The sequence below is a fragment of the Vibrio atlanticus genome (genome assembly GCF_024347315.1).
Lineage (GTDB): Bacteria > Pseudomonadota > Gammaproteobacteria > Enterobacterales > Vibrionaceae > Vibrio > Vibrio atlanticus.
Window position 1 is genome coordinate 2,339,664 of sequence record NZ_AP025460.1, and the last position, 26,929, is coordinate 2,366,592.

Annotated in this window: 24 protein-coding genes and 1 pseudogene; 13 read left to right on the top strand and 12 right to left on the bottom strand. The window is 44.0% G+C overall.

Translation table 11 applies throughout. The features are described from left to right. Positions 1–129: 129 nt before the first annotated feature. The 3 genes from OCV30_RS10385 to hinT form a co-directional block, all read right to left on the bottom strand. The gene (locus OCV30_RS10385) at positions 130–513 is read right to left on the bottom strand and encodes a YcfL family putative periplasmic lipoprotein (RefSeq protein WP_065679605.1); all 384 of its coding nucleotides are present in this window, start codon (positions 511–513) and stop codon (positions 130–132) included. After that, complete coding sequence (locus OCV30_RS10390; protein WP_012604412.1) at positions 513–1,904, bottom strand: COG3014 family protein; 1,392 nt, start codon at positions 1,902–1,904, stop codon at positions 513–515. Before OCV30_RS10390 ends, OCV30_RS10385 begins: the two co-directional genes overlap by 1 nt. Positions 1,905–2,428: 524 nt before the next feature. Further along, positions 2,429–2,779, bottom strand: a complete 351-nt coding sequence (hinT, locus tag OCV30_RS10395) for a purine nucleoside phosphoramidase (protein ID WP_012604413.1) — start codon at positions 2,777–2,779, stop codon at positions 2,429–2,431. 275 nt (positions 2,780–3,054) lie between these two features. Between hinT and OCV30_RS10400 the strand changes: the two genes are divergently transcribed. Together OCV30_RS10400 and OCV30_RS10405 are read left to right on the top strand one after the other, a co-directional pair. Further along, positions 3,055–5,046, top strand: a complete 1,992-nt coding sequence (locus OCV30_RS10400; protein ID WP_009847161.1) for a methyl-accepting chemotaxis protein — start codon at positions 3,055–3,057, stop codon at positions 5,044–5,046. Between the two features lie 196 nt (positions 5,047–5,242). Continuing rightward, positions 5,243–6,409, top strand: a complete 1,167-nt coding sequence (locus tag OCV30_RS10405) for a DUF1887 family protein (RefSeq protein WP_009847162.1) — start codon at positions 5,243–5,245, stop codon at positions 6,407–6,409. A gap of 310 nt (positions 6,410–6,719) precedes the next feature. On the opposite strand, the gene udp is transcribed toward OCV30_RS10405, so the two are convergent. From udp to OCV30_RS10425, 4 genes are all read right to left on the bottom strand, one after another. Then, entirely contained in the window at positions 6,720–7,478 is a 759-nt protein-coding gene (gene udp, locus OCV30_RS10410) for a uridine phosphorylase (RefSeq protein WP_009847163.1), read from the bottom strand. A gap of 313 nt (positions 7,479–7,791) precedes the next feature. Beyond that, a complete protein-coding gene (locus OCV30_RS10415; protein WP_012604415.1) occupies positions 7,792–10,149 on the bottom strand; it encodes a zinc/cadmium/mercury/lead-transporting ATPase in 2,358 nt (785 codons plus the stop codon). 171 nt (positions 10,150–10,320) lie between these two features. Continuing rightward, complete coding sequence (locus tag OCV30_RS10420) at positions 10,321–11,784, bottom strand: MATE family efflux transporter (RefSeq protein ID WP_065679604.1); 1,464 nt, start codon at positions 11,782–11,784, stop codon at positions 10,321–10,323. A gap of 188 nt (positions 11,785–11,972) precedes the next feature. Continuing rightward, positions 11,973–12,389 (bottom strand): CBS domain-containing protein, encoded by a 417-nt coding sequence (locus tag OCV30_RS10425; protein ID WP_009847166.1) that lies wholly within the window; start codon positions 12,387–12,389, stop codon positions 11,973–11,975. A gap of 286 nt (positions 12,390–12,675) precedes the next feature. Here OCV30_RS10425 and OCV30_RS10430 point away from each other — a divergent pair, with 286 nt between their 5' ends. Continuing rightward, positions 12,676–12,909: a hypothetical protein gene (locus OCV30_RS10430; RefSeq protein ID WP_012604416.1), complete on the top strand. Its 234-nt coding sequence runs from the start codon at positions 12,676–12,678 to the stop codon at positions 12,907–12,909. Positions 12,910–13,147: 238 nt separating this feature from the next. Here OCV30_RS10430 and OCV30_RS10435 read toward each other — a convergent pair whose 3' ends face one another. Continuing rightward, positions 13,148–14,104 (bottom strand): glycosyl transferase family protein, encoded by a 957-nt coding sequence (locus OCV30_RS10435; protein WP_032499386.1) that lies wholly within the window; start codon positions 14,102–14,104, stop codon positions 13,148–13,150. Between the two features lie 197 nt (positions 14,105–14,301). Between OCV30_RS10435 and OCV30_RS10440 the strand changes: the two genes are divergently transcribed. The 6 genes and pseudogenes from OCV30_RS10440 to OCV30_RS10460 all read left to right on the top strand — a co-directional run bounded on the left by OCV30_RS10440 (position 14,302) and on the right by OCV30_RS10460 (position 17,393). After that, on the top strand, positions 14,302–14,910 hold the full coding sequence (locus OCV30_RS10440; RefSeq protein ID WP_009847169.1) for a TetR/AcrR family transcriptional regulator: 609 nt from the start codon (positions 14,302–14,304) through the stop codon (positions 14,908–14,910). Positions 14,911–15,059: 149 nt separating this feature from the next. Further along, a complete protein-coding gene (locus tag OCV30_RS10445; RefSeq protein WP_065679603.1) occupies positions 15,060–15,419 on the top strand; it encodes a hypothetical protein in 360 nt (119 codons plus the stop codon). A 91-nt stretch (positions 15,420–15,510) separates the two neighbouring features. Beyond that, on the top strand, positions 15,511–16,110 hold the full coding sequence (locus OCV30_RS10450; RefSeq protein WP_065679602.1) for a thiol:disulfide interchange protein DsbA/DsbL: 600 nt from the start codon (positions 15,511–15,513) through the stop codon (positions 16,108–16,110). 237 nt (positions 16,111–16,347) lie between these two features. After that, positions 16,348–16,842, top strand: a complete 495-nt coding sequence (locus OCV30_RS10455) for a peptidylprolyl isomerase (RefSeq protein ID WP_009847172.1) — start codon at positions 16,348–16,350, stop codon at positions 16,840–16,842. Continuing rightward, a pseudogene (locus OCV30_RS22950) lies at positions 16,843–16,947 on the top strand (cytochrome b/b6 domain-containing protein); the annotation flags it as partial. A gap of 17 nt (positions 16,948–16,964) precedes the next feature. After that, positions 16,965–17,393: a MarR family winged helix-turn-helix transcriptional regulator gene (locus OCV30_RS10460; RefSeq protein WP_017101603.1), complete on the top strand. Its 429-nt coding sequence runs from the start codon at positions 16,965–16,967 to the stop codon at positions 17,391–17,393. A 94-nt stretch (positions 17,394–17,487) separates the two neighbouring features. Here the strand turns inward: OCV30_RS10460 and OCV30_RS10465 are convergent, their stop codons facing one another. From OCV30_RS10465 to OCV30_RS10480, 4 genes are all read right to left on the bottom strand, one after another. After that, positions 17,488–18,348, bottom strand: a complete 861-nt coding sequence (locus tag OCV30_RS10465) for a DMT family transporter (protein WP_065679601.1) — start codon at positions 18,346–18,348, stop codon at positions 17,488–17,490. 110 nt (positions 18,349–18,458) lie between these two features. Further along, complete coding sequence (locus OCV30_RS10470; RefSeq protein ID WP_065679600.1) at positions 18,459–19,556, bottom strand: alkene reductase; 1,098 nt, start codon at positions 19,554–19,556, stop codon at positions 18,459–18,461. 14 nt (positions 19,557–19,570) lie between these two features. After that, on the bottom strand, positions 19,571–19,948 hold the full coding sequence (gloA, locus tag OCV30_RS10475) for a lactoylglutathione lyase (RefSeq protein ID WP_012604423.1): 378 nt from the start codon (positions 19,946–19,948) through the stop codon (positions 19,571–19,573). Positions 19,949–20,165: 217 nt separating this feature from the next. After that, a complete protein-coding gene (locus OCV30_RS10480; RefSeq protein ID WP_065679599.1) occupies positions 20,166–21,101 on the bottom strand; it encodes a LysR family transcriptional regulator in 936 nt (311 codons plus the stop codon). Positions 21,102–21,431: 330 nt separating this feature from the next. Between OCV30_RS10480 and OCV30_RS10485 the strand changes: the two genes are divergently transcribed. The 4 genes from OCV30_RS10485 to OCV30_RS10500 all read left to right on the top strand — a co-directional run bounded on the left by OCV30_RS10485 (position 21,432) and on the right by OCV30_RS10500 (position 26,868). Further along, the gene (locus OCV30_RS10485) at positions 21,432–22,361 is read left to right on the top strand and encodes a hypothetical protein (RefSeq protein ID WP_065679598.1); all 930 of its coding nucleotides are present in this window, start codon (positions 21,432–21,434) and stop codon (positions 22,359–22,361) included. A gap of 633 nt (positions 22,362–22,994) precedes the next feature. Beyond that, positions 22,995–23,636 (top strand): magnesium transporter, encoded by a 642-nt coding sequence (locus tag OCV30_RS10490; protein ID WP_065679597.1) that lies wholly within the window; start codon positions 22,995–22,997, stop codon positions 23,634–23,636. After that, positions 23,636–24,625 carry an efflux RND transporter periplasmic adaptor subunit gene (locus OCV30_RS10495; protein WP_065679596.1) on the top strand — a complete coding sequence of 330 codons (990 nt, stop codon included), beginning with the start codon at positions 23,636–23,638 and terminating at the stop codon, positions 24,623–24,625. The genes OCV30_RS10490 and OCV30_RS10495 overlap by 1 nt, the downstream gene beginning before the upstream one ends. Before the next feature lie 266 nt (positions 24,626–24,891). Then, entirely contained in the window at positions 24,892–26,868 is a 1,977-nt protein-coding gene (locus OCV30_RS10500) for an alkyl sulfatase dimerization domain-containing protein (protein WP_065679595.1), read from the top strand. The last annotated feature ends 61 nt before the right edge of the window (positions 26,869–26,929 follow it).

A 26,929-nucleotide genomic window follows, 5' to 3' on the forward strand; every position in this document is an offset into this window, starting at 1 on the left:
TAACTAATCACTAAGTGGGGTTACCCACTCTCTTAAATTTTTGTATTTTCGAATCCTTAGACCCGTTCTATCTCGTCTTTGCTAGAAAGCTTGGAACCACTCTAAATATGAGCGGTTCCAAACGAAAGTTTACTGCTCTCTGAACTGAACTCTGAACTGAGTCGCTTTCGGATTTACCGACACTTCCGACAACGAAATACTTTCAAAGCCACGAACAATCGCTTGCTTCCAAGGGCCTTGCTTTAGGTTGACCTCAAGACCAGCATCGTCGTACCAGTAAAAGCGATAAAGGATATGTTGATCGCCTTTATAGTTACTGTTTAAACGCACGATTCCTCGCGTATGACCGTCGACGAGGTCAGTACGGATATCTTCAACCTGTAAGCGGCTACCCAATACCTTATCACCAAAGAAAACGTTCTGAGTTTGACTATCTACCCTTACGCCAGCTGTATTATCAGCACAACCAGCCAGAACCATAACCGCTGCTAAGCTCACTAACCACTTTTTCATTACAGCCTCCCTAGCTGTTTATGCCACATTGTTGCATTGTTTCCTTGTCGAGAAATCCACACCAAAGTGGTCTGCCCTTCTCGAATATCAAAGTCATACGTTTTAGCGCCCGCTTCTAACGTATATTGACCACTGTTTGCTACAAACGTGCTGGTCTTTATTTCCGCAGGTAAAGATTGCCAGCTTCGAGTGTCTGGTTGTTCCGTGAATGCATTCCAGACATTGAACAAAATGTTACCGACATCGTTACCTTGAGTTGCTTCTTTACGGATGCGGTCTTTCGCGACCACACGTAACGCTTGGCGAATAACAATGCTCGTCATACGTTCAGATAAATCATTCTGCGCCATCGCATTCACATCCGTAATCAAATGCTCAGACAACGGTTGCCCGCTGATTCGTAGCGCAGAAAAACGTTCTACGTTTTGGCGCGGGTAATATGGCAGCGCCAGAGAGTATATTGCGCCCTGATCGCGACTGTCATAAATAGGTAAATCTAATCGCCAACTGTCCATCGCTTGAACTGCACTTTGTTCTTGAAGCACAATTACTCGCCCTTCGCTTGCCCCTAACTTAGATGACTGTTTGTAGCGCTTTTTCAGTGTTGCTAAATCTTGTCGCATGCCTAAGCGAGCAGCTGTTGCCATGGTTCTATCGATGATTTCTTGATTCTCTGGCATGATGGCCAAAGCACGTCGATAGTCCACATAAGCGCTGTTCAGATCGTTAGATGCTTCGTAAAGCAGACCAGACAAAAACATCAAATACGCATTTTGCACAGATTGCAGCTTTTTACCCGCATCAGGATAATTCGCAAGAATACTACCCACGTTGGCAGACAACCCTTGAGATTTTGCATCGCTTGCAGCACTTTCTAACTCAGCTTCACGTTGTTTCTTGGCCTGTTCCTGAACTTGGTTAGCGCGACGCATTTCGATCACCGCACCTTCTAAGTCATTTTTCTTTAAATAATTCAAACCAAGATATAAATGCAGAAAGCCCAACTCATAATCGGCTGGCACATACTCGGTAATATTGTCATTCACAGCCAACGCGCCGACACTGGTTGCACTGTCTGATACAGAGATCACCGCTTTACTTTGCTGATCTTTTACTGCCTGATCGGCCAGTTCGAGCGACGACTTACTCTCAGGATATTTTTGATCAAGTAGATTAATTCTACCTTTTTCAAAGTTATCAAGAATGTCACCTGCTACGTAATCTGGTAACTCTTGTTGAGCCGTTGAATAATCCCCAGACTTGACTGCTTGGTAAATTTCTTTGTTTTGCGCGCTGTAATGACTGAACAGGCTCCCTGCCGACATATTCGCACAACCCGCTGTCAACGCCGATAGCAGGGCAATGGAAGCGAATCTAAACTGGTGCTTCACTTATCGTCTCCGTGCATGTTTAAAATGCCAACTTTGTTAGGGTCTGTTGACCTTTCGTGGTTAAATTTTGTTCGAGATAGAATCGTTTTAGGCGCGGCAAGGAGTATGTAGCCTAGTCATTCTAAGTTAATACTTCTTAACAAAGCATAAAACGATTCTAGCCGAACCCTTCGGGCAGTCTTTGTGGTTCATTTCTACTGCGTTATCAGCTTCTCATGTAGGCTAGCTACACTTCAAAGCCTCTGCCTTGTAGAAATTTCCCACAAAGTGCTGCAAAAATCAGCTCGAAAGATCAACAGACCCTAGTCTCATTATCAAAACGAAACACGTTGTAAAAAGGATCTTAAGCAAGGTAATCCCTTGCTTAATTAGCTCTGCCTGAGCGAAGCCGATATTCAGACAACAGATAAAACTAAAAGTTGGCATACAAACAACAAATTTTCCAACTCGCTGTTTATGTTAATTAACCATTAACTTGTATTAACGAGATCATTAACTGTTTCGTTAGCTTATTAGCCTTTTAATTAACTCATTAAAAGCGGACCAAGCGGGCGGCCACCAACCAAATGCATGTGAATATGGTAAACCTCTTGGCCACCGTGAGAATTGCAGTTCACAATAAGACGATAGCCATCTTCTGCAATGCCTTCTTCTTTTGCTAACTTACGAGCAACAGTAAACATACGTCCCATCATTGCTTCATCTTCCGTTTCAACATCATTTGTTGTTGGAATCAGCTTGTTAGGAATAATTAGAATATGACTAGGAGCACGAGGGTTAATATCGCGAAATGCGGTTACTAAATCGTCTTGGTATAGTAGATCTGCTGGGATTTCTTTATTGATGATCTTACTAAAAATGGTTTCTTCAGCCATGTGTCTCTCCGATAAAACATTTATTTTTTAATGCTTTGAGTATGCGCTATGCCGCATCAAACCACAATAAACCTGCTTTAAAGCATAATAAAAAACACCGTTCAAATCAAAAAAAACACGCCTTACCTCTCAAGAACAGCATATTGGCTAGGACAAAGGGCTATTTTTGACGTGTGCGTCATAAAATGCGTAAGCCGAGCTCAATAGAATCCTGATAATTTTGTTAGTTTTGTTTTGACCTGGTATTAGGTCCACATTTATTTAGGGAGAAAGTCATGAAGGGATCTGTGATCAAGCGTATGTACGCTGGTTTCGCACTGATCATCATCATGTTCGCAGTCACGATAACCATCATGATGAGCAGCATGAATCAGATACATAGCAATTTTGAGAGCGTCTCAAAAGTCTCATTGCCGCTGGTTGCGCTTTCAAACCAAACAAGTGTCCAATTACTTTCCGCTGACAAGTCATTTAAAGACTTCTTAACCACACAAAATTCTGAGCGTATGTCTGCAATGCGTACAGAGTTTGCTGCATCACAAAACGCTTTTTCTGAAGTTCTAGGTAGCCTAGAAACAGCAAGCCAAGACAATACCTCGCTCACTGAGCGCATCACGCAATTAAGAGCGATGGAAGAACGTTACTTCACCGAAGCAGATGAAGCGATGAACAATTATATCGCTATGTTTGAGGCGCAAGAGCAAGTACAAAAAGCATCACGTGATTTCCAACGCTTACATTCAGAATTGACCGTTGGCATGAAAGAGTACGTTGCCGACCAAAAAAGCATCTCTGTAAAAGTGATGGCAAAGAGCTACTTTATTAAACTACAAGACGCCGAGGTGATTACCTCTGATGCACTAGCAAGTTCTGATGTTGCCTTCGTACAAAAAGCCGTCAACCAAAACAAAAAGGCCGTTACCCACCTAAACTACGCGTACCGTGGCTTAGCGACACAATTGCCTGCGATAAAAAATGTTTTCGATGAATCGGTTAAAAACTTCACCAAAGACGTGGGACAAAAAGGCGGTGTTTTAGATAAACATAATAACTATCTGAAAGCGAAAGAAGCCTTGTACATCAACATTGCTAATCTAGCCGTTGAAGTCGACCAAGCAATGGCGGTACTGGATTCTTTCAACGTCACAGCGGAAGAGCAACTCAACTCATCATTAGCAGATGCGAGCAGCATCTACGACAACGGTCTATTCAAAGCGATTGCAATTGGCATTGTTGTCACCGTATTCGCTGCAGCAATTGGTTACCACATTGCACATAGTGTAAGAGAGCCACTAACGCGTATCCTAGGTACATTAGAAGGCCTGACTGAAGGAGATATGACTCAGCGTATCGATATTCGATACGACAACGAATTCAGCCGAGTAAGCCGTCACATCAATACCTTAGCCGACAACCTGCACAATATTCTGGTGAAACTGAATGACGCTTCAGATGACCTAACCAATACTGCAAGCGTAAACCAAAAAACCTCTTCTGAGACACAGGCTCAATTGAACAGCCAGCGTGAACAAACAGCAACCGTCGCAACGGCAATGACACAAATGTCTCACTCTGTACAAGAAGTAGCAAACAGCGCGCAAAGCTCGTTAACTATGGTTCAACAAGTAGAATCGGCTTCTGAATCAGGTCGTCAGGTCATGAACACCAACATCAGTACCATCAATCAACTTGAGGTGCGCCTGACTGAATCCGTGGGTGCTGTAGGCGAGCTACAACAAATGAGTAGCCAGATTGGCTCTATCCTCGATGTTATTCGTGGTATTGCAGATCAAACCAACCTACTTGCACTCAACGCAGCAATCGAAGCCGCGCGCGCAGGTGAACAAGGCCGTGGATTTGCTGTAGTTGCAGATGAAGTCCGAGTACTGGCACAAAAGACAACTCAATCGACGTCTGAAATTGAGACCATGATCAGTAACCTACAATCAAGTTCTAAAACAGCAAGCAATGTGATTGAAAGCTGCATGAGCGATATGGATATGTCGGTTCAACAAGCTTCAAGTGCTAATAGTGCTATGGAAGAAATTCAGGCATTGATTCTAGAAATCAGTCGAATGAGTACGCACATTTCTCAAGCCGCGGCTGAGCAGAGTGAAACTTCGGGTGATATCGCGCGTAACATTGAAGACATCAACCAGATTGCTGATAAGAGTTATCAAGCGATGTCATCAATTGCAGAGGCAAGCCAAAACCTAACAATTCTGGCAAACCAGCAAGGCGATTTAGTTCATCAATTCAAGCTATAAGTAAACGAAGAACCAATAGATATTCACCTGAAATGTTGGGATATCTCACCCAATAGTGATAACTAATTGAACAAGGGCAACTTTTATCAAGGGTTGCCCTTGTTTTTTATGAGCTTTGTCATTATATGATTATAAAGGCTTGCTGCTTCCCGTTTTTCTTTCACCTTTATGAGCGAGCCGCTATTAAGGAATTTATATGGCTGTTCATGTTGGCATTATCGATCAAGACCCCATTCGGTTGATCACCCCACTACTCGACAACCGAACGATCAGCACTCACATCGTGTTCATCGGTGACAAAAATCAAATCAGTATCTATCAACGCTTAGACAGCGTTTTGCAGAAGCGTGATATTACGAGTGAATTTTTCGAGATTCCAACTATCGTAAACACCTCTGCAATTAAAGAATCGATCCAAAACCTTGCTGAAGACTTAAAAGCTCGGGGACAAGAAGTGAAGCTCAACGCAAGTTGTGGCCTTCGTCACCGCCTACTGTCTGTCTACGAAGTATTTCGTACTTACCACTGGCCAATCTTTGTTGTTGAACCAAACAGTGACAAGCTGTGCTGGCTTTACCCGAATGGGAAAGAAGACGCACAAGTTCAAGACCGCATCACTATCGATGACTACTTAACGGTATTCGGTGCTCGTGGTGAATTCAGCGATGTACAACTTTCTCCGCAACTTGACCAAAAACTTTATGAACTGGGTGAGCGTTGGGCAAGTAACGCATTAGAATTAGGCCCAGGCCTTGCTACATTGAACTACCTTGCAACGACCTGCCGTAAAGAACAGAGGCTTGATGTGGGCTTGTCTGAGAAGCAACAAGGTTATCGCGAGCTGAACATGCTGTTGAGCGATTTGGTTGAAGCTAAGATTGCCACTTATGACAATGGTATTTTGACGTTTGCCAATGAAGATGCGCGACGCTTCTCAAACGGCGAATGGCTTGAGACATTGGTTCATAGCACCGTTAAGCAGATCCAAGATGACATGCCGACCATTCAAGACCGCTCTTTGAATGTTCAGGTTTATCGTCAACTCGGTGAGCGTGAGGTTCGTAATGAGCTTGATGTTGCTTCTGTAGTGAACAATAAGCTGCACATCATCGAGTGTAAGACCAAAGGTATGCGAGATGATGGCGATGATACCTTGTACAAGCTGGAATCGCTCAGAGACCTGCTAGGAGGCCTACAGGCCCGTGCAATGTTGGTGAGCTTCCGCCCTCTTCGTCATAATGACATCACTCGAGCAGAAGATCTTGGCCTTGCATTGATTGGCCCTGACGAATTAAAAGATCTTAAAACACATCTCGCGGCATGGTTTACCGCTGCCGGTGGTGATGAAGATTTAGAGTGCTAATTTAAGAAACTCGAACATATCGAATTCTCAAAAAACAAAAAGGCGAATGACCGTTAAAGTCACTCGCCTTTTTTGTACCCGTAACTATTATGCCAATCGTAGTAAATGACTTATATCCACTACCCCGCCCGTATTGACAAGGTCTAAACTTTACAACATCTAGATGTTCACAAGGTTTAGAGCTCACAAGGTCCACGTTTGCAAAGTCTAAAGCTCGCAAGGTAAAAGGCTCAAAGGACTTGTAAACACGCAAAAAAATGGCCACATCATTCGATGTGGCCATTTTCAAAATTTGAAGTCGTTTTAAGACTTAAAGCATTTTACGAGCAGCTTCTACAACCACTTTGATTGAGCGCGCTTCCGTTACTTTTAGTGTCTCGTGATCAGGTATCTCTTTTTGAGTACGGTTGATGATCACACCCGCAACACAACCTGCTTTCAAACCAGAACTTGCACACATTGTTAGTAGCGTTGCAGATTCCATTTCGAAGTTAAGAACCCCCATGTCTTGCCATTCTTGCATAGAACCTTGGAAACGCTTAACCACGCGACCAGAGAACGTGTCGTAACGCTCTTGACCTGGGTAGAAAGTATCACTTGAAGCAGTTACGCCCATGTGAACTGCTGCGCCTGATTCTTCAACTGCTGCTTTCATTGCTGTAGCAACTTCGAAGTCAGCAACTGCTGGGAACTCCATAGGAGCGAAGTGCAGGCTAGCGCCGTCTAGACGAACAGAACCCGTAGAGACAATCATGTCACCCACGTTTACGTGAGGTTGGATCGCACCAGTAGTCCCAACACGTAGGAAAGTACGAACGCCAAGCTGAGCAAGCTCTTCAACTGCGATAGAAGTAGATGGGCCGCCGATACCTGTTGAACATACAACAACTGGCTTACCGTCTAGCTCTGCGCGGTAAAGCGTGTATTCACGGTGACTCGCAAGAAATACGGGATTCTCCATCTCTTCTGCAATTTTTTGCACACGAGCAGGATCACCAGGAATGATCGCAAGAGTAGCACCGTTAAGATCTGCTTCAGTAACACCTAAGTGGAAAACAGCTTGAGACATAGTTCGCTCCTTTTGGCTTATTGGGCTTTTTACCCTTATTTAAGCTCATAGTAAATTCGTGGGGTACGAACACACTCTAACCAAGCTCACAATGAAATGAAGTGACGAACATCACACCAATGATCGCAACAACATTTCAGGTTTCACGAAAAACCGATTGGCATCACAAAAATAAGCAATCCGAACGGCTACGTTGCATACTAATGAGACAAAAAGCGCCTTTAACGTATGACCGCTAAAGGCGCTTTTATGCGAGATGCTTTTTATATAAGACGCTTTTAAAATTAAGAGCGTCTATGTCTGAGAGCTGAACTTAATCCGCTTTAGACTTGAAGCGAAGCAGGCGCAGTGCGTTGAGTGTCACCAGAGCTGTCGCGCCACTATCTGCAAGAACGGCAACCCAAAGCCCGGTAATACCAAGCAAACTGGTCACCAAGAACACACCTTTCAAACCGAGCGCTAGTGCTACGTTTTGACGAATGTTATTCATAGTCGCTTGCGACAATTCAATCATCGCGGGCAGCTCAGTTAAACGGTTGTGAGTCAGTGCTGAATCTGCCGTTTCAAGCGCAACATCAGTACCACCACCCATAGCAATACCTACATTCGCCGTTTTCATTGCTGGCGCATCGTTGATGCCATCACCGACCATAGCAACGTGTGACTGTTGAGATAACTCTTCAACATAAGACACCTTGTCACTTGGAAGCAGGCTCGCTTTATATTGCATACCAATTTTGCTGCTGATCGCGGCCGCACTGCGCGGGTTATCACCAGTAAGCATGATTGATTGAATACCTAAGTCATTAAGTCGTTCAATCGTAAGCTTAGCGTCACTACGTAACGTATCTTGCCAAGCAATCAAACCAATCACAGTCGTAGCTTGTTCTGTTGACTCTTCTAGATCTTTAAGCTCAAGAGCAACCACAACCGTCTTGCCCTCGCCTTCTAATGCTTCTACCTGAGAAACCACATCGGATCCAAGAGCGAACGTGACTTTAGACGGTGATAAAACCTGATACTTAACACCATCGACATCGCCTTCAACACCGCTACCAATGAGCGCTTTCTTGTTGTGTGACTCAGGGATCTCAACATTCAGCTCTTTAACTTTAGCGACAAGCGATTGCGCCAAAGGATGAGTCGAACCAACTTCAATCGCCCCAACTACACGAAGCATCGCGTCTTGTTTCCAACCTGATAGAGGTTGAATATCCGTAACCTGAGGCTTACCTTCAGTCAGCGTACCTGTCTTATCAAAGGCAATCGTTTGAATTTTCCCTAACTGCTCTAGTGCCGCGCCGCCTTTAATTAATGCGCCACGTTTCGCCGCTGCTGCTAAACCAGAAGTAATTGCAGCAGGTGTCGAGATAACCAACGCACACGGACAAGCAATCAACAATAGAGCTAGACCTCGGTAAACCCAGGTTTCCCAAGGCTGCGCGAACAGCAATGGTGGGGTGATGATGACCAACAGAGCCACCAACATCATTAGTGGTGTGTACCAGCGGCTAAACTTATCGAGGAAACGTTCAAGCGGTGCTTTACGAGATTCTGCTTCTTCAATCAAGTGAAGAATACGGTCGATCGCGTTCTCACCCTGTTTTGACGTGATGGTGATGCGAACGACTTTATCGACCACCACAGCACCAGCCATAATGCTGTTGCCTGCTATATGTTCGACAGGAACAGACTCACCCGTTAGCGCACTTTCATCAAAGCTCGCAGCGTCGGTAATAAGTTGACCATCAGCAGGTAAACGAGAACCCGCCGCCACTTCAATCACGTCACCAGGAGCAAGTTCACTTACTGCAACGTCAACACGGTCGCCGTTGATAATCTTGGTGGCATTTTCTGGCACCAATGCCATTAAGGCTTGAACACCACTTCTTGCTCTTGATGAAGCAAATGCCTCTAGACGCTCACCAATCAAAAACAGTAACAGAACCATCGCAGCTTCAGCGGTTTCGCCAAGGTATAAAGCACCGAGCGCGGCAACACTCATTAAGGTTTCGATTGCAAACGGCGTACCTGAACGTGCCAACTGAACTGCTTTCTTGGCCACTGGATACAAACCAAGCAAACAGGTTACGGTAAACAAACCTTCACTTAGTTGAGGAGAAGTACTTTTCAACAGTGCTGCGAAGAGCATTGCGGCTGCAATCGCTATAATTTGTAAATTAGGTTGGATATGAGCTTGCCAAAAAGTCTCGGGGTGCTGTTTTTCTTTTTTAGAACCAACTTCCGAAAGAGGGAAGCCCGTTTTGATAGAGACCTGTTCAATGGTGTCGGCAAGACTTTCATTGTCGAATTTCACAACTAGCTTTTCGGTGGCAAAGAGAACTTTGGCTTGAATAACACCTTCAATGTTACTAACAGCTTTCTCTATTTTTTTAGCACAAGCTGGGCAGTCCATTCCTGAGACCAACCAACTTTTAGAAAATTGGGCATTTAAAGTTTGAGTAGAGGACTGACTGTCTTCTTCTCCACTGTCTGAACCACAACAATCATCTCCTGACGATGAAGACGCAGTAGCAGAAGAGCTGCAACATGAAGATGAAGTACCTGCTGCGGTAATGCTTGAAATTTTAGGGCTAGAGCAACTTGCTCCAGTCGCTTGTGGTTGAACGTCCACTTTTGTTGAGCGGCACGCTGCGTGTTTTGCGCACATAATGTATCTCCTTAATACTCAAAAGCCTTGAGGTTATTGCTCACTCATGAGCAACAGAACCTTAAGTACAACAAAAGTATAAACCTTGGAGACTACTCCAAGGTCAAGAACAAATTGTCCAAGACCAAGAAGAAATTTACAAACCAACTAATCTATATTGGAGTGTCGCTGTTATTGCGACTTGAGCTCTTTACACTCTTCTCTGTTCGCCGATACATCATCAATAAGAACGGCATCATGTGAACAGAATGGTTGTGTATTCAAGCTGACTATCGACACATCGTCTTCTACAGGATCAACTTGGGAACCTTGCATAAGCTCGGCAATATGATAGCGAAGCACTAGGGTACCGAGTATTCCGAACAAAACATTGCCCAAAGCTTGCCCATACAGCACACCCAATGCGCCATACCATTGCGAGCCTAAGTAAACGAACGGCAATGTACCGAGAGTGGCTTTACCCAGATTCAGTGCTGTCGAGTAAAGCGGTTTACCTAAGTTATTAAAAGACGTGTTGGCAACAAACAGTGCGCCGTTGAAGGTGAAGGTTAACGCCACATAGGTACAGAATGCGGCAACAATAATTGCTGCATCACCTTGTAGGCTAAAGCCTTGGATCACATAGTCTTGGACAAAGTATAAGAGAATACAAACGGCGATGGTGTACGCCGTAGTAACCAACAATGAGTTGTTGAGTGTTTCTTTTACTCTGTCCATTCGTTCTGCACCAAAATTTTGCCCAATAATAGGGCCCACAGCGCCAGACAAAGCAAAGATAACCGCAAAACAAACCGGCGTCAGACGACCTATCACGGCAAAGCCCGCGACAAAATCCTCTCCGTATTGTGCAATCCCCGTCGTTACAATCGCATTACCGATAGGCGTTGCGGTATTGGTGATAATAGCAGGCAGCGCAATAGCCAATATTGGTCGAATATTAATGCGCCATTGTACAAAAGAAGGGGGAGCCACCAGCTGGTGACTGCGAATCAAAGGGTAAAGCGAGAAAAAGAGTACCGAAAAACGAGCAAAGACAGAAGCGATAGCCGCCCCTTCGATGTTCCAACCAAAACCAAAAATAAACAAAGGGTCGAGAATCGCGTTAACAATGCCGCCCGACAAGGTCGCCCACATCGAACGTTTGGCATCACCTGCAGCTCTCAAGCCTGCACCCGCAGCCATCGCTAGCGCTAGAAATGGCCCGCTTGGCAATAAGATTTGCAGGTAAGCTTGCGCCCGCTCTGCGGCAACCCCCTTTGCACCAATCGCAGCAAGTAGCTCTGGGATATAGGCGAACATCACCGCAGTAATCGTCAAACTGATGACAAAAGCAGTCAGCATAATACTCGTGGCGAGGTTTCGAGCGTGTTCTTGATTCTTTGAACCAATAGCTTTGGAAACCAACGCACCCATAGCAATAGAAGTACCGATCGAAACGGAGGTAGAGAAAAATGTCAGTGTGCCTGCAAAACCAACAGCCGCGGCCAATTCGACTTGTCCCAACATACTGATGAACAACATATCGAGTAAATCGACCACGAATAACGCCATCAAACCAACAGAGCCAGCCCCCGACATCACCAATATGTGGCGCATCGTTGAACCTTCTACAAACTTCGCAGTTTGATTTGACATGAAACCTCCAAAAGTTGGAACACCACAAAATAAAGCTCTATAAGCTAGTCAGCCACAAACTAGGGATCTACAAAAAAGATCCACCAAGAAAAGCTCGACAAAGAAAAAAGGCGCTAGTGCGCCTTTTCAATTGAGGGTATTGAGAAAAATAATCGTTCTTAACACACCACTATACATGATGTTTAAAACTATACCTGATGTTTAAAGCATTCATCTAAGTTCTTGCCGATTGCTCTCAAAACATCGGTTCGAGTGATCATTCCCACTAGCTTTTTGTTATCGAGTACTGGATAAGCTTTGGGTTTTCCAACTTGCATCATATCTGCCAATTCAATAATGGATAATTCTGGTGATACCGAGAGAACTTCTTGGTACATACAATCACCTACAATATGCGTGTCTTGGCAGAAATAGCTCACCTTCACTAACTTCTCGAGTAAATCTTGTTCAGAAAGGAAACCAATCACTTGTTCATTATCATCAATGACTGGACCCCCCATATGATGGCTGCGCATTACTCTGTCTAACGCGAGACTTAACGGCATATCAGGAGTGAATGTCACAACCTGCGGCGTCATGTAATCTTTCACTTTAATAGAATGCATTGCGTTCTCCCTAAAATACGTTTTGTTATCGATTTTTCTATCGTGTTACCTTAATTGTTGTCTAAAATCTTGATTTTACTAAATGGATTTCAACAATTTTATTGATAGGCAAAACCTACCAAAGCAAAAAACGAGGTAACAAAAGGCTTGCACGCATGCCTATGAAGCAAAAATTTAAACACCGCTTACAAACTCTTACCTTTGATTCCTCCCATAAGCTAGCCTGAATACATAAATACTGTAACCTTCATCACACTAATAATAAAAAGCTCAACTTAGGTAATTTATGCAACACGACAACAACATGTACGCGTATGTTTATGCAGACAACGAAGGTACAGAGAACACACTTATCGCTACTGTCGACAACCAAGAAAAGCCCCTAATCTCAAGCTGTTTTAATGAGATAAAGCGCATGTCTAACTTAGCTATTGATCTTGCAGCAGAACACAACTTGAAAGTGAAACTGGTTAAATACGGAAGAGAACAAGAGATCGACTTCGGCCTATTCCTAAAATAGCGCACTCATAACGCATGTCTTGTTCGGCAAGCTTAAGCAGCATGGTCAACAGCACAGAACACCGTTGAATAACATGTTATGAGTAGGCAATCACCTTGACAATGATTGCCTACTTAATTCAACAGCGAATACCGACCACGGTAAATATACGAAAAAGGCCAGCATTCGCTGACCTTCTCATTCACGATTTCAATCGCTATACGTTATTTGCTAGCTCTTAACGACTGGCTAGTAGCTACTAACGAGTGCAATAGGCTTCCCACAAACGCGCTGCCTTTGAGTAAGCTTCAGCCTTATCGTGCGTTTCTGCGAATAAAATCGCCGTCATACTATCCACAACACTATTCGCCATCAGCTCCATCTCATCTTCCGGTGTACCCAGTACACATTCAGAAGGTAGAGGCAGCTCAGCATTCATCGTGCCTTCCCAGTAGAAAGATTCCACCTTTTCAGGAGAACTCATCCAGACAGTTTGGCTTACCTTGGGGTTGTATTCTGATTCGCCATTCATGCCTTTAAATGAAATCACCGAGTGGGATTTATTGCCAATCACATGCTCAACTTCTGCATGAAGCTGTGGGAATCCAGGGTGAAAGCTGCCACGCAAGCCTAAACGTCCACCACCAGGGTTCAATGCACGAACAACGGTATTAATCGGAGTTCTCAGTCCATAACGATGTTTCCAACCAATCATAGTTTGAGCTTGTGGGGCGAAGTTCGCCAAAGGCAAGTAAGCAATACCATCGGCTTCTAGAATCTGCTTTGCGTCTTGCGGATCTTGCGCGCTGCGAACGCCGACACATTCTAAATGCGTTTCGGCATGCGTACGACCACTGGGTTTGTCCATGTAGCCATGCATTAATACTTTATAGCCGTTGTCAGCTAGAATTTTTGCTGCCAACAGGTTCCAAGGCTTTCCACTGGCGTTATCGTTACGCTTACCTGCATAACACGGCCAATCGATATCAGCACCTAAGTCTGGCACTCGAGATTGAAACGCTTTTACAAAGCCTGCGATTTCTTCATTGGTTTCATTCTGCACACGAATCAACATCAGTAGCATAGCCATTTGGTCGTCACCGACCTCTCCGCTTAAATACTCATCCATGATACGGTAGGCTTGTTCGAACGACAAAGGCTTACGACCTCTTTCCCCTCGTCCAACTGTACGAATACACTCTAAAATACTACTCATTGATTGTTTATTCTCTTCCGTTGATATCAATAAAATTCGAATACGTTTTCGATTCTATGACACCCGCAGTGCATTGCAAAGCGATTCAGGTGCTAGCGTGCTAATTACCAATACACTGATTGGTATTCTAAAAGTAAACTTACTGGTGTAAAATTAGAGTATGCAATGCTAACCGCGACATATTGAGTAATATCCAGATGACGGTAAAAAAAACACTAAGCCAAAGAAAACGCGAATCTATCGTGGCCGCTGCCATCGCAGAGTTTACCGAGCATGGCTATAAAGCCACCAGCATGGATAAAATATCGAGCCGCGCGGAAGTATCAAAGCGCACGGTTTACAATCACTTTGCGAGTAAAGAACTGCTACTGGATGAGATTTTAGACAGCATTTGGAGCAAAACACTCGCAGCGACTCAGTTCCCCTATCAAGCCGAACAACCGCTAGATGAACAACTTACCTCTATAGCCAACCAAGAACTTGAGCTTCTCGAGTCTGAAGGTTTCATCGACTTATCTCGCGTACTGTTCTCTGAATATTTTCATAACGCAGAACTCGCGCATCAAGCGATGGAAAAATATTCTCAAGCAGAAAGCGGCCTGACGACTTGGATAAAAGCGGCATTGGCTGATGGTCGTTTGGTTGAACTCGACCCATTGTTTGCATCCACTCAGTTTATCGCCCTGCTGAAATCTTTTGCATTTTGGCCACAGATCATTGGTCACGCGCCCTCTCCGGATAAGCAGCACAAACAAATAATCATTAATTCCAGCGTCGAGATGTTCCTTAAACAGTACCAAGCTTAATAAAAGTTGAGCTCTGCTAAGTTTTGTTGGGTTTAATTAGAGATGCGTAAACGAGTGATGTATCATGCGCTCGTTTCACGCTTTCTTGTTTAGCGGTTGCAGAATGTGATTCATACCAACCTTAGTTCGGACACAAAGACCAATATTTCATGCCAAAGTTGATAAGCAAAATTTGGGTACATGCTTTTATGCTATTCGCTATGTTAGTGGCCACCATCAGTGTGGACAGTATCGCGAACGCCAATGCTATGCAGGTAACTCAAAATCTATCAACCTTATCGCAGAAAACCGATCTCTCGTTCGACACCAGTGACTCATTCCCATATTCCAGCGCGCAACCCAATGTAGAACACCACTGCTGTGGCTCTGTATGCTTACTTAAAATGCCACCGTTGATTGTGTCAGAGTCTTTTGATACCCAAATTGGTTCATTGGCTTTGATCGAGAAAGAGCCTTCACACAAGGCAATCATGTCGCCACAAGCTCCTTATCGCCCTCCTATTTCTTAATTGTTTGTCCCTGTTTGGCAACGCTTGCCAACGTATTACTAATACAGCTCTATCGCTGTAAACAATGACATCCAAATTTAGGAAATAACACATGAAAAAGCTATTTAGCCTATTCGCAGCTCTGATCATGAGCGCTTCAATTAATGCCGCTCAGTTTGAAGAAGGTACTCACTACAAGATCCTCGACGTAGCGAAAGCAGATAAACCCGTCGTTACCGAGTTCTTCTCGTTTTACTGCCCTCATTGCTACAAATTTGAAGGCGTCATTGAGTTCCTTAAACAAGATCTACCAGAGTCAGCAAGCTTTCAAAAAGTGCACGTAGTGTTTATGGGCAACGACATGGCTGTGCCTATGGCAAAAGCTTACGCGACCATGATTGCACTCGACGCTGAAGACAATATGGTTCCAGCAATGTTCGCCAAAATTCACGAGAAGCAACAGACTCCAAGAAACGAAGCGGAACTGCGCCAGATCTTCATTGATAACGGTATCGATGCGAAGAAGTTTGATGCGGCCTACAACGGTTTCGCAGTTAACTCAATGCAGAAGCGTTTTGATAAGCAGTTTGATGCGAGCACATTAACTGGCGTTCCAGGCGTATTAGTTAACAACAAATACATCGTAAAACCGGATCAAATCAAGAGCTACGAAGAGTACAACCAGCTGGTAAATTACCTTCTAACGCTTTAATCAAAAGCAATAATCTTTAAAACCTCAAAAGCCAGCGACCTGTTCGTTGGCTTTCTTGTCTATACAAGTGAAGTGAGCGCGCAACGCACGCTCGAAGATCATTCAGATCGCCCTTGAATACACGTCAGAATCACTGTTCACTGGCATCCGTCGTTATTTCTCATATACTGCACCCTATTACGTCATCCACTACTCTGTAGTACTCAAAATATTAGTACTCGAACATTGGGCACCTTTATGATTATTCTGACCACTAACTTTGGCGACATCGAAATTGAACTTAACCTTGAGAAAGCGCCAGTAAGTTCAAAAAACTTCCTTAGATACTGCCAAGAAGGCTTCTATGAAGGCACCACATTTCACCGTGTAATTGAGGGTTTCATGATTCAAGGTGGTGGACACACTATAGACATGACAGAGAAGCCAACACACGCACCTATCGTCAATGAAGCAAATCGTGGACTAAAGAACGTGATTGGCTCAGTGGCAATGGCTCGTACAGACGCACCACACTCAGCAACGGCGCAGTTCTTTATCAACCTTGACGACAATGATTTCCTTGACCATACCGCGACCAGCAACGCAGGTTGGGGTTACGCAGTGTTTGGCAAAGTATCGGCAGGCATGGACGTGGTCAACAAGATTGCTGTCGCTCCAACGACCACTCGCTGGGGACACGAAGATGTACCTTGCGAAGATATTATGATCACCAAGGTCACGATTCGCGATTAATTCAAAATTAGCAGTCAATTCGCTTTTTTATCAAATAACGAAGCAATGTTGGTGCTAATTGCATCGGTATTAGTTACGATGACAATAGTTGTAATGTCATCGTAAGAATTAGGTACTGACGGATGTCACAAGAATTTGATAGGCAAAATAGCTTTGGTTGGATGATCAACGTGATCGCCAATAAAGCGAGCAAAGATTTCGACACAGAATTGAAAGAACATGGCTTAACCATTGCGCTCTGGCCAACCTTGATGTGCCTATGGGAAGAGGAAGGTATTACTCAGCGTGATATCGCGGCAAAGTCCAAAGTCGAGAATTCAACGACGACTCGCACACTAGACAAGCTAGAAAAGCTTGAGCTGGTTGAACGCAGAGCCGATCCAAACAGTCGTCGTTCTTTCAGAATCTACTTAACGGAAAAAGGGAAAGCACTCGAAGAACAGTTGATTCCAATCCCTACTCGTTTAAACAAAGAACTGATGAATGAGTTGGACGCTGAAGAACAACAGCAGATGATCAAGCTACTTCAAAAGATGGTCGCAGCAATCTGATCTTACTGTGACCGGAGCTTACTGCTAGTACATGCTTAATGAGCTATAAACATGCGCTAACAACCAACGAGCACTCGGCCTTGCGCCGAGTGTTTTATTTTCGTCTCGACCATTTGATATAACAAAATAACGAACCAATAATTACCGCTCCGCCTAGTAGCTTTTGCATCTCAACCGTTTCTCCCAACACGCTGACACTCAATAACAATGTCCACACCGGCTCAAGAATCATGATCAATGCCGCCACTTCCATGTTCACGGAGTGCTGACCGACAGTTTGCAATAAGTAACGGATCGATGTCGCGACAACCGCTGAGACGATAAACCAGAATATTAAGGTTTGAGTTATTTCAAACTCTGGTTGAGTGGTCATCGAAGCAAACGCTAACCCACTAACACCCACCACAAAAAGCTGAACGCAAATTGAAGCTATAGGTTTGATATTAGTAATCACTCGCTTATTCATGACAAAGTGAACCGAAAGCAACATCGATGCTAATAGGAAATAGATCTGACTCTGCTCAACATGCCAGCCGTTAGTTAGGGTCAGTAGCAACATACCGATAATCGCAATTGGAAATGACATCCAAAAGGCGCGATTAGGCTTAACTCGAAATATAATCCAAGAGACAAACGGCGCGATGATCATGGCTAAGCTCATGATAAACGCTCCTTCCGACAAACTTTCCGTCATCGATACCGCAAATACCCATACTTGCAATGAAGCTGACAGCAACAAGCCAACGCCGCAAAGAGAAAGTATCTGCTTAAGCGAAAGCTTACGAATGTGATGAATACAAAATGGCAAAAGAATCAAACTCGCGACGAAGAATCGCACACCAATGAACACTGGCCCAGGCATTTCTAACACCACCAGCTTAGATGCAATCCATCCAATCCCAGCTAACAGGGTAGCAAATAGGAGATAAAGCTCTCCGCGCATCGCTTTCATCATCTTACTTGGTCCAATAACAAAAAAAGCAACCCGACTCTGCAAGGTTGCTTTTTATAAACATTCAACAGGATCGAGATATTATCTCAATACTCTGCTTCAGGCAGCTATTTTTAGCCTGCGTATTTTGGGTAATCCGTTAAACCTTTTTCAGCACCACCAAACAATGTGTTTGGATCGTGCGCTGCTAATGGGTAACCATTTTGAATACGAGCGGGTAGATCCGGGTTCGCAACGAATGGACGACCAAAGCCAACCATGTCAGTTACGCCTTCAGCAACGGCTTTTTCGCCACGCTCGCTATCGTATTTACCCGCATAGATAAGGACACCATCGTAAGCTTCACGAACTGCCGCTTTAAATGCTTTTGGCGTTTCAGGTGCATCGTCCCAATCAACTTCTGCAATGTGCAGGTAAACAATTTTGTATAGGTTAAGTAGTGCTGCAGCAGCTGTGTAAGTCTCTACTGGTGTAGCGTCAACCGTACCATTCAACGATGTGAACGGAGCAAGGCGTACACCAACACGGTCAGCACCAATCGCTTCAACCATAGCTTCAACCACTTCACCTAGGAAACGTAAACGGTTTTCAATTGAACCACCGTATTCGTCAGTACGGTTGTTTGCTTCAGAATCGATGAATTGGTTGATTAAGTAACCATTCGCGGCGTGAAGTTCGATACCGTCAAAGCCTGCTTCAACTGCATTCAAAGCCGCTTGGCGATACTGTTCAACCACTTCTTTGATGTCTTCTTTCGTCATTTCACGAGGTTCAACCACATCAACAAAGCCCGGTTCATCAGTGCCATTATCGATGAATACTTTTACGTTCTCTGCTTTAAGTGCAGAAGACGAAATTGGTTGTTCACCACCAATGTTGTCTGGGTGTGTTACACGGCCTACATGCCAAAGTTGAGCGAAGATAACGCCCTCTTTTTCATGTACTGCATCGGTGACTTTTTTCCAACCCGCAATCTGCTCATCAGAGTAGATACCCGGAGTCCAAGCGTAACCTTGACCCATAGGTGAAATTTGTGTGCCTTCAGCGATAATCAAACCTGCAGAAGCGCGTTGAGCGTAGTAAGCCGCCATCATATCGTTTGCTGAATTGCCAGGTTGCGTTGCGCGAGAACGCGTCATCGGTGGCATAACAATACGGTTTTTAAGTTCGATATTACCAAGTTGAATTGGTTGAAATAGTGCGTTTGTCATTGTTATATCCTCGATTAACCCAGTTGAATCAGTTCGATTTGGTAACCATCTGGGTCTGTGATAAATGCGATGTGCGTTGAGCCACCTTTTACTGGCCCCGCTTCGCGAGTGACGTTGCCACCCAGTGATTTGATCTTGTCGCATGCGGCGTAAATATCTTCCACACCCAATGCCAAATGACCAAACGCGCTGCCCATCTCGTACTCATTCGTGTCCCAGTTGTACGTGAGCTCGATAGTCGTGCCGCCTTGTTCGTATCCAACGAAAACCAAAGTGTAGCGGTAGTCGTTGTTTTCGTGGCGTTCAAGCTCTTTCATGCCTAATACTTTGGTGTAGAACTCGATAGACTTGTCTAAATCAGCAACTCGGATCATTGTGTGTAGGAATTTCATATTTCACCCTTATTGGCACCACAAGCATTGCGCCGTTATGATTTTGAGTGGAGGTTATCCACTAATCTCTGAGTGAAATAATACGATTCAGCGAGGAATTAATGAAATTATCAAAAATTCTCAATGTGATAATTTTTTGTTATGAACCTTATGACTAGCACGAACTCAATGACACAAAAAAGGGAAGCCAATGCTTCCCTTCGAGTTAGACTCTCAATTAAAACCGCAAACGCCTATCTTTAAGCGTCTTCGACATAGCATCTGATGTACTGATGACTTGTTCTCGGAACCATTTATGAGCAGGGTCATTATTCTGCTTCTTTAACCAAATCAAATAGTGAGATATAGGCTGATATTCAAAAGGTGGTTTAAACAACTGTAAACCTAGCCTTTCTTGAAACTGCACAGCCATAGATAAAGGCACTACGGTGATGTAATCCGATTGGCTACATAGCAAGATATTACTGAACAGTGAGCGCCCGTGAAACACGATTTTACGCTTAGATAAATCCAATGATGTGTAGTGATTTAAACTGCGAACTTTACGCCGTGTTCTATCTAATACGGCATGCTTTTCATTCATGAATTGCGCTTCGCTGATTTCACCTTGGATTCGCGGGTGATCCTCTCTACACACGATCACAAACTCGCCTTCATATAGAGTTTCACTAACGATGCTTGGGTGTTCAGGTACCACAATATCGATCATTGCATCGAACTCTTGAGTCAAAAGGTCTTCGTAAATACGCTCATCACTGTCTGGTTGGTCAAAGACTTCTAGCGACAAGTTTTGATTGGGAAGCGCCGCGAAACTATTAAGTAAAATCCACTGTAAGTGCTCAGGTGCAGAAATCACAAACTTACGTTCAGAGGATTGTTCATCAAAATTAGCCATCGACTGAAATACATCATTCAATTCATGAATCGGCGTTTTGATTTGTTCATACAAACTTTGAGCATAAGAAGTAGGCGTAACACCTCGTCCTTTACGAACAAAAAGCTCTTGGCCTATCTCTTTTTTCAGTCGTGCCAATGCGGTACTAATGGTCGATTGATTGGTGCTGAGTTGATCCGCAGCTTTACTCAAACTGCCCTGCTCCATCACCGCAGAAAACACAGCAAGTAGGTTGAAATTGGGGATTTCGTTGCTCATATATCATTACTCGTTAGGCGACCATAAACACCATGCTATCGTAAAAACGATTAAATATCGTCAATAAAAACATTTATTAAAGGTATAACGCATTGATTATTTTGCTAATAAATAGCATATTAACCAGACTTTACTCACACTCATCAACCCTCAATAAATCTTCATATATTGAGACAATAAAGCCCTCCCTTCTCCGTAAGCCCTTTAATAATGGGGCGTACTTCATGCAACGCGCTTTGAAACCACAACATTGTCTCAAATTACATGACACTGAGTTTCCGTTCGGTACATATACATTCCTTTTGTGAATACTACAATGGCACCAAAATAATGACCCTCGGTATCAATATGAAAAACACTAAAATAATTTCTCTACTCTTAAGCGGTGCGGCTATCGCTTACTCTGGTTCTGCGCTGGCTGAAAAGGAACAACTCTCAGTTCAGGAAGCCGCAAAAAAATCGGCTAACCCGGTATCTGACGTATGGATGCTAATCACTCAGAATGATTACACCTTTCTTGAGAAAGAAGATGGCCACCATGAAATGCAAAACCGTTTCAGCTTTCAACCAGTAATGCCTGTTCCTATCATGGATGGCGAATGGAACTTGGTGAACCGTCTGGTAGCCAACCACTACAGTTCACCAGGTGACCGTGAAAATGGTGATTTCTTTGAAGGTCGTACAAATGGCATGGGAGACACCGTCTTTCTGTCAATGGCAGCGCCTAACCGTGATGACGGCTGGATTTGGGGTGTTGGTCCAACAGTGATCATGCCAACAGGTACTGATGGTTTAACCCAAGATAAATGGCAAGTAGGCCCTGCGGCAATGGTCGCTCGCCTTGGTAAAGAAACCGGTAACCCAGCAAGTATTGAAAGCTGGAACGTTGGTTTCTTAGCTCAGCAATGGTGGGATGTAGGCGGTAGCGACAGCGTGACTGAATCAACCAATCAAGCGGACATCCAGTACTTCTTAAACTATCGTGTCAGCAACACCGCGTTAATTGGTATGACGCCTAATATTCAAATTGATTGGACAAAAGATGGTTCCGACCAATTTACTGTACCTGTCGGGTTAGGCTATATCGATATGTTTAAGATTGGACCGATGCCTGTTCGTTGGGGTGTAGAACTTCAATATTACGTAATGAAACCAGACGCAAATGTTAATACGACCAACCCAGCTGAGTATGTGCCATATGCACCAGATTGGAACCTAAAATTCTTTATTGCTCCTGTTACATTAAACCCGTTCAAATAATCGATTAAAATCCTCCCTAGAGCTGGTCTAATTTATTCAATATTTTAGGCCAGTCTTTTTAGTACTTTTCATCGACTTCTATGATCCAAACCAAGTTAATGAACAATGTTTTCTATCTGTATATGAGCCTTTTCAAATAAATCACTTTACCGATTTAGAGTTATAACTACTAATCGTAATTACGATATTATCAAATCGTAATTCTGGGTAGATACTGGTCAAAACTCTTCCTATTATCCTGCTAACAAATCAATCACCAGCCCAAATAGAAAACTGACAAATGTTTTACTTTGGTATGTCAATTGTCATGGAAGAGCCCCTCGATTGTCGAGGTAATACACGTAATAAAAACAGTCGCTAGAAAGCCGCGCGAATATTAATTCGAACGCTTCATAGCCATTTCATTTACGTCTGCTGACAAATAATAAAGATTGATTTGTAGAGAAGCATATTCGCTTCTTGATACCGAGAATCGGTTGTCTGGACTGTGCAATATCACTTTAAATATCATCTATTACTTTTGTTTATTATGGACACTAATCTACCCACATAATAGACATCTACTTTTTAAGATGTCATTAAAGGTGACTTCTAGGCTGCAAATTCTCTCTTCTTATTGATGTAGGTTGAGATATGAACTTTATAAAAATCATTTTCCAGAAAATCTGGGCCGTTGTGATGGTCTTGATTAAATTCTGCCTGTTTATGGCGGTAATGTTTGCTGGTGCATGGGCTCTTGCACCGTTAGGCACTATCCATTCTAAAGACATCGACATGTCTCAATTCAACAATCATCCCAATGAAATGATGATGAACTTCTTCCAGATGGAGTACTTCTCTGGTTACTTGTTCTCGGTGACCATTGCTGTGGTATTAGCCGGTGTTTACGGCATGTGGCAGTTGCATGAACTGGGTGTGCATAAAGCAAAAGAACACAAAAGCGCTCACGTACAGATCGTTTTTGCACTGTCACTTTGCGGGCTCTTCATCAGCAAAACATTCTGGGTTATCGCATTGGTTATCGCATTGGCGAACTGGAAACATATTGGTCAATCACTGAGTGATGTTATTCGCCGTGGTGTGCAGCCTAAACAAGACGCGACCAATTCAGAGGCAGCCGCAGTCCACGTATCACCTGAAAAATCGGCAGCAGAGCCGTCTCAAACACAACAGTCTCCAGTAGAACCGTCTTCAGAAGCTCAGCCTTCAAAAGAACAGTCTTCAGAAGATAAGGCTCCAACAAAACCATCCCCTACAGAAAAAGAGGTCGCATAATGAAAGAGATGATGATTCCATACATCCTAATTGTATGGTCACTGTTTGCGACAGGTGCACTGAAGAAGAACTTCAAAAACTACACTTGGGCAGCCATTGGCGGTGTTACGATTCTTACAGTCTTAGCGGTTATCTCTCGCTTGTGGGCACCCGTTGATTTAACCAATTCAACCACAGTCAAAGCGCCACACGCGGTGATGTCACCTATCTTTGGCCAGCAGATCGACCAAGTGCTTGTTGAGCACAACCAAATGGTTAAAGAAGGCGATGTAATTTACACCCTCGTCGACATTGAGTCTGCCGCAGACAAAGCAAAGATCGAATCTTCAATAGTTAAAAAAGAAGAACAGATCAAGCAAATGACTCGCGACTTAGAACGTACTGAAACATCACCAGAGATATTCAATGCTCGTGATGTAGAAAAGTACGACTCCGATCTTCGAGTACTGCACGCTGAACTTGTGTCGCTGAAAGCCGATCTACAAAAAGTAAACTGGGCACAAGAAAAGAAAACCGTTAAAGCTGAGTTTGACGGTCAGGTATCGATAGTGAATATCGCTGAAGGTTCTGTCATGGGTAACATGCACCTCTACAACACCAGCAAAAAGTTCCTTGAGATGCGTATCTCAGACCAAACTTACGGCTACGTTCAAGTTGGTGACTTTGCGGAATTCTACGTTGATGCCTACCCAGGACACGTGTTCCGAGCAAAAGTACACAGCTTTAATGCCGGTACCGGTGAGTCGAGTATTTCTCCACTTCAGGGGCCACAAAGCGTCGGTCAACACGTGGTAAGAAACGGTAATGGTTTAGGTCGTACTATCGTACTTGAGATCATCGAACCAGAAGGTTACAACATCCCTATTGGTTCAACTGGCGCGGCTTGGATCTCGGCTGAGAAGCCACATCCGTTCTGGGGCTTCATTGATGTAATCGGTGCAGCAACGGTTCGCCTACAATCTTACAAGTCTTACTTAGGTGCTTGGTAAGTACTCAGGTTCTCGGTAAACGCTTATATAACAGCCATTAGTTCCAAATTAAATGCCCTGAATGTCAGGGCATTTTTGTATCTGTCACAAGCTCATCTGGTTAATTGATTCAGATCAATTAAAATCGCTAATACAATCATTAACAAAATAAAACATCGTAAAAACGATAGGTTGAAATCCTATTAGCGCGTAGATAGCGCCCCCTCTCCTGTCTATTATTTGGCTCAAGAAATCCAATTCCTGTATCCAAATATAAGGTCACTATCATGACTAACACATTCAAAAAAATGGCACTTCCAGTTGCAATCGCAAGTGCACTATTTGCTTCTGGCTTTGCATCAGCAACACCCACTGTTGAAGCAGTATCGAAAGTAGGCCAAGAACTTCAAACGGCAAACGCAGCTCAATACCAAAACATCGATCTTGATGCACGCTACAAAAGCGAGGTTCTATTCGAACACGAATCAAACATGTTCTGGGGCAAGGGCGAACGCATCCAAGTTGTTTCGAAAACGGGCGACTCTCTGGCTTACACAGAAAAATCTGATCACGTTCATCCAACTCTGACTAAGCATGGCCGAAAAATGGACCAAGCAATCATCAAAGTAGATGACAACATTTACCTTGGTTACGGTTTTGGTCTCGATACACCAGTAATGATTGAAGGCACTGACGGTATCATCATTGTTGATCCAGGTGAGTCGGTAGAAATGGCTCAATCGGTTAAAGAACAGTTCCGTCAAATCACAGACAAGCCGGTTAAAGCAATCATCTATTCTCACAACCACATCGACCACATTTCTGGTGTTCGTGCATGGGTGACTGATGAAGAAGTAGCATCAGGCGAAGTAAAAATCATCGCTGAAGAAGGCCTAACCGCAGCAGTGGCTAACTGGTCTTCAAACCTAGGTACTCTATTTGGTCACCGTACTTCTTACACAGGTGCTAAGCACGTAGAAGAAGGTGAGCACGGCACAGTAAACGACGGCCTTGGTCCACGTTTCATGCAAGGTGCTATCTCGTTCATTGAACCAAACCTGCTTGTACCAAGCCAGAGTCACATCGAAATCGAAATCGCTGGCGTGAAAATGCACATCGAGAACGTGCCATCTGAAACTAAAGATGAGTTAGTGGTTTACTTCCCAGAGCAAAAAATCCTGCACGCGGCTGAAGTACTTCAAGGCGAAAACTTCCCTAACCTTCACACCATCCGTGGTACTAAATTCCGTGACCCATCAATGTGGTTCAAGGGCATCGACGTAATGCGTAAGTTCGACACTGAGATCATGATTAACTCTCACGGTCGCCCTGTTGAAGGTAAAGAAGCGGTAGCTGACGTATTAACAGCTTACCGTGATGCGATTCAATACACGCATGACCAAACAATCCGTTACATGAACAAAGGTATGACGCCGGACGAGCTAGTTGAAGTGGTTAAACTTCCTAAGCACCTTGCAGAACACCCTTGGTTAGGTGAGCACTACGGTACCGTTGCACATGCTGTTCGTCAGATCTACGTTGGTTACAACGGTTTCTTCGAAGCAGATCCATGGCAATTAGAGCCAATGGCTTACGAGCAACGTGCTAAAGCGTTCGTAGAGATCATGGGCGGCCGTGAGAACATCCTTACGACTGCACAAGCAGCAATTAAGGCTGAAAACTACACATTTGCAGCAGAAATTCTTTCTTACCCAATCACGGTAAACAAGCAAGATATGGAAGCTCGCGAGATGAAAGCACAAGCTTACAAAGCATGGGCTGCAGACCAAGTGAACATCAACTGGCGTAACTGGGCGCTTAACGCGGCGGCTGAACTAGAGAACAAACGTGACTTCTCTAACATGATCAGCTTCGCTTCTGTTGACGTGCTTACTGCGCTACCAAGCAAGCAGATCTTCGACATGATGACTTCAACGCTTATCGCAGAAAACTCGTTAGACGTGAACATGATGCTAACGTACAACTTCTCTGATACGAACGAAGCATTCACTATCGAAATCCGTAACGGTATTGCTCAGTTACACGAAGAAGCAGTAAAAGGCGCAGACGTTCAAATCGACACCACTCGTGCAGTACTGAACCAAATCTTGATTGCGGGTCCAAACGCTCAACAAGTGATTGGTAGCAACCTACAGTCTGGTGCATTCAAGTTCTCGAACGGCGACATCAAAGGCTTCGGTCAATTCATGAGCTACTTCGATAAGCCAATGACTCCAGAAGAGATCATGCTAATCGTTCGTTAATTAGATATACACAAGCAAAGGCATGCTAAGGATGGCGAGCCGATAACTTAGGGACCCATTG

Coding starts and splice junctions, on each gene's coding strand:
- OCV30_RS10385 (WP_065679605.1), bottom strand. CDS start 513: ATGAAAAAGTGGTTAGTGAGCTTAGCAGCGGTTATGGTTCTGGCTGGT.
- hinT (WP_012604413.1), bottom strand. CDS start 2,779: ATGGCTGAAGAAACCATTTTTAGTAAGATCATCAATAAAGAAATCCCA.
- OCV30_RS10400 (WP_009847161.1), top strand. CDS start 3,055: ATGAAGGGATCTGTGATCAAGCGTATGTACGCTGGTTTCGCACTGATC.
- OCV30_RS10405 (WP_009847162.1), top strand. CDS start 5,243: ATGGCTGTTCATGTTGGCATTATCGATCAAGACCCCATTCGGTTGATC.
- udp (WP_009847163.1), bottom strand. CDS start 7,478: ATGTCTCAAGCTGTTTTCCACTTAGGTGTTACTGAAGCAGATCTTAAC.
- OCV30_RS10415 (WP_012604415.1), bottom strand. CDS start 10,149: ATGTGCGCAAAACACGCAGCGTGCCGCTCAACAAAAGTGGACGTTCAA.
- OCV30_RS10420 (WP_065679604.1), bottom strand. CDS start 11,784: ATGTCAAATCAAACTGCGAAGTTTGTAGAAGGTTCAACGATGCGCCAC.
- OCV30_RS10425 (WP_009847166.1), bottom strand. CDS start 12,389: ATGCATTCTATTAAAGTGAAAGATTACATGACGCCGCAGGTTGTGACA.
- OCV30_RS10430 (WP_012604416.1), top strand. CDS start 12,676: ATGCAACACGACAACAACATGTACGCGTATGTTTATGCAGACAACGAA.
- OCV30_RS10435 (WP_032499386.1), bottom strand. CDS start 14,104: ATGAGTAGTATTTTAGAGTGTATTCGTACAGTTGGACGAGGGGAAAGA.
- OCV30_RS10440 (WP_009847169.1), top strand. CDS start 14,302: ATGACGGTAAAAAAAACACTAAGCCAAAGAAAACGCGAATCTATCGTG.
- OCV30_RS10445 (WP_065679603.1), top strand. CDS start 15,060: ATGCCAAAGTTGATAAGCAAAATTTGGGTACATGCTTTTATGCTATTC.
- OCV30_RS10450 (WP_065679602.1), top strand. CDS start 15,511: ATGAAAAAGCTATTTAGCCTATTCGCAGCTCTGATCATGAGCGCTTCA.
- OCV30_RS10455 (WP_009847172.1), top strand. CDS start 16,348: ATGATTATTCTGACCACTAACTTTGGCGACATCGAAATTGAACTTAAC.
- OCV30_RS10460 (WP_017101603.1), top strand. CDS start 16,965: ATGTCACAAGAATTTGATAGGCAAAATAGCTTTGGTTGGATGATCAAC.
- OCV30_RS10465 (WP_065679601.1), bottom strand. CDS start 18,348: ATGATGAAAGCGATGCGCGGAGAGCTTTATCTCCTATTTGCTACCCTG.
- OCV30_RS10470 (WP_065679600.1), bottom strand. CDS start 19,556: ATGACAAACGCACTATTTCAACCAATTCAACTTGGTAATATCGAACTT.
- gloA (WP_012604423.1), bottom strand. CDS start 19,948: ATGAAATTCCTACACACAATGATCCGAGTTGCTGATTTAGACAAGTCT.
- OCV30_RS10480 (WP_065679599.1), bottom strand. CDS start 21,101: ATGAGCAACGAAATCCCCAATTTCAACCTACTTGCTGTGTTTTCTGCG.
- OCV30_RS10485 (WP_065679598.1), top strand. CDS start 21,432: ATGACCCTCGGTATCAATATGAAAAACACTAAAATAATTTCTCTACTC.
- OCV30_RS10490 (WP_065679597.1), top strand. CDS start 22,995: ATGAACTTTATAAAAATCATTTTCCAGAAAATCTGGGCCGTTGTGATG.
- OCV30_RS10495 (WP_065679596.1), top strand. CDS start 23,636: ATGAAAGAGATGATGATTCCATACATCCTAATTGTATGGTCACTGTTT.
- OCV30_RS10500 (WP_065679595.1), top strand. CDS start 24,892: ATGACTAACACATTCAAAAAAATGGCACTTCCAGTTGCAATCGCAAGT.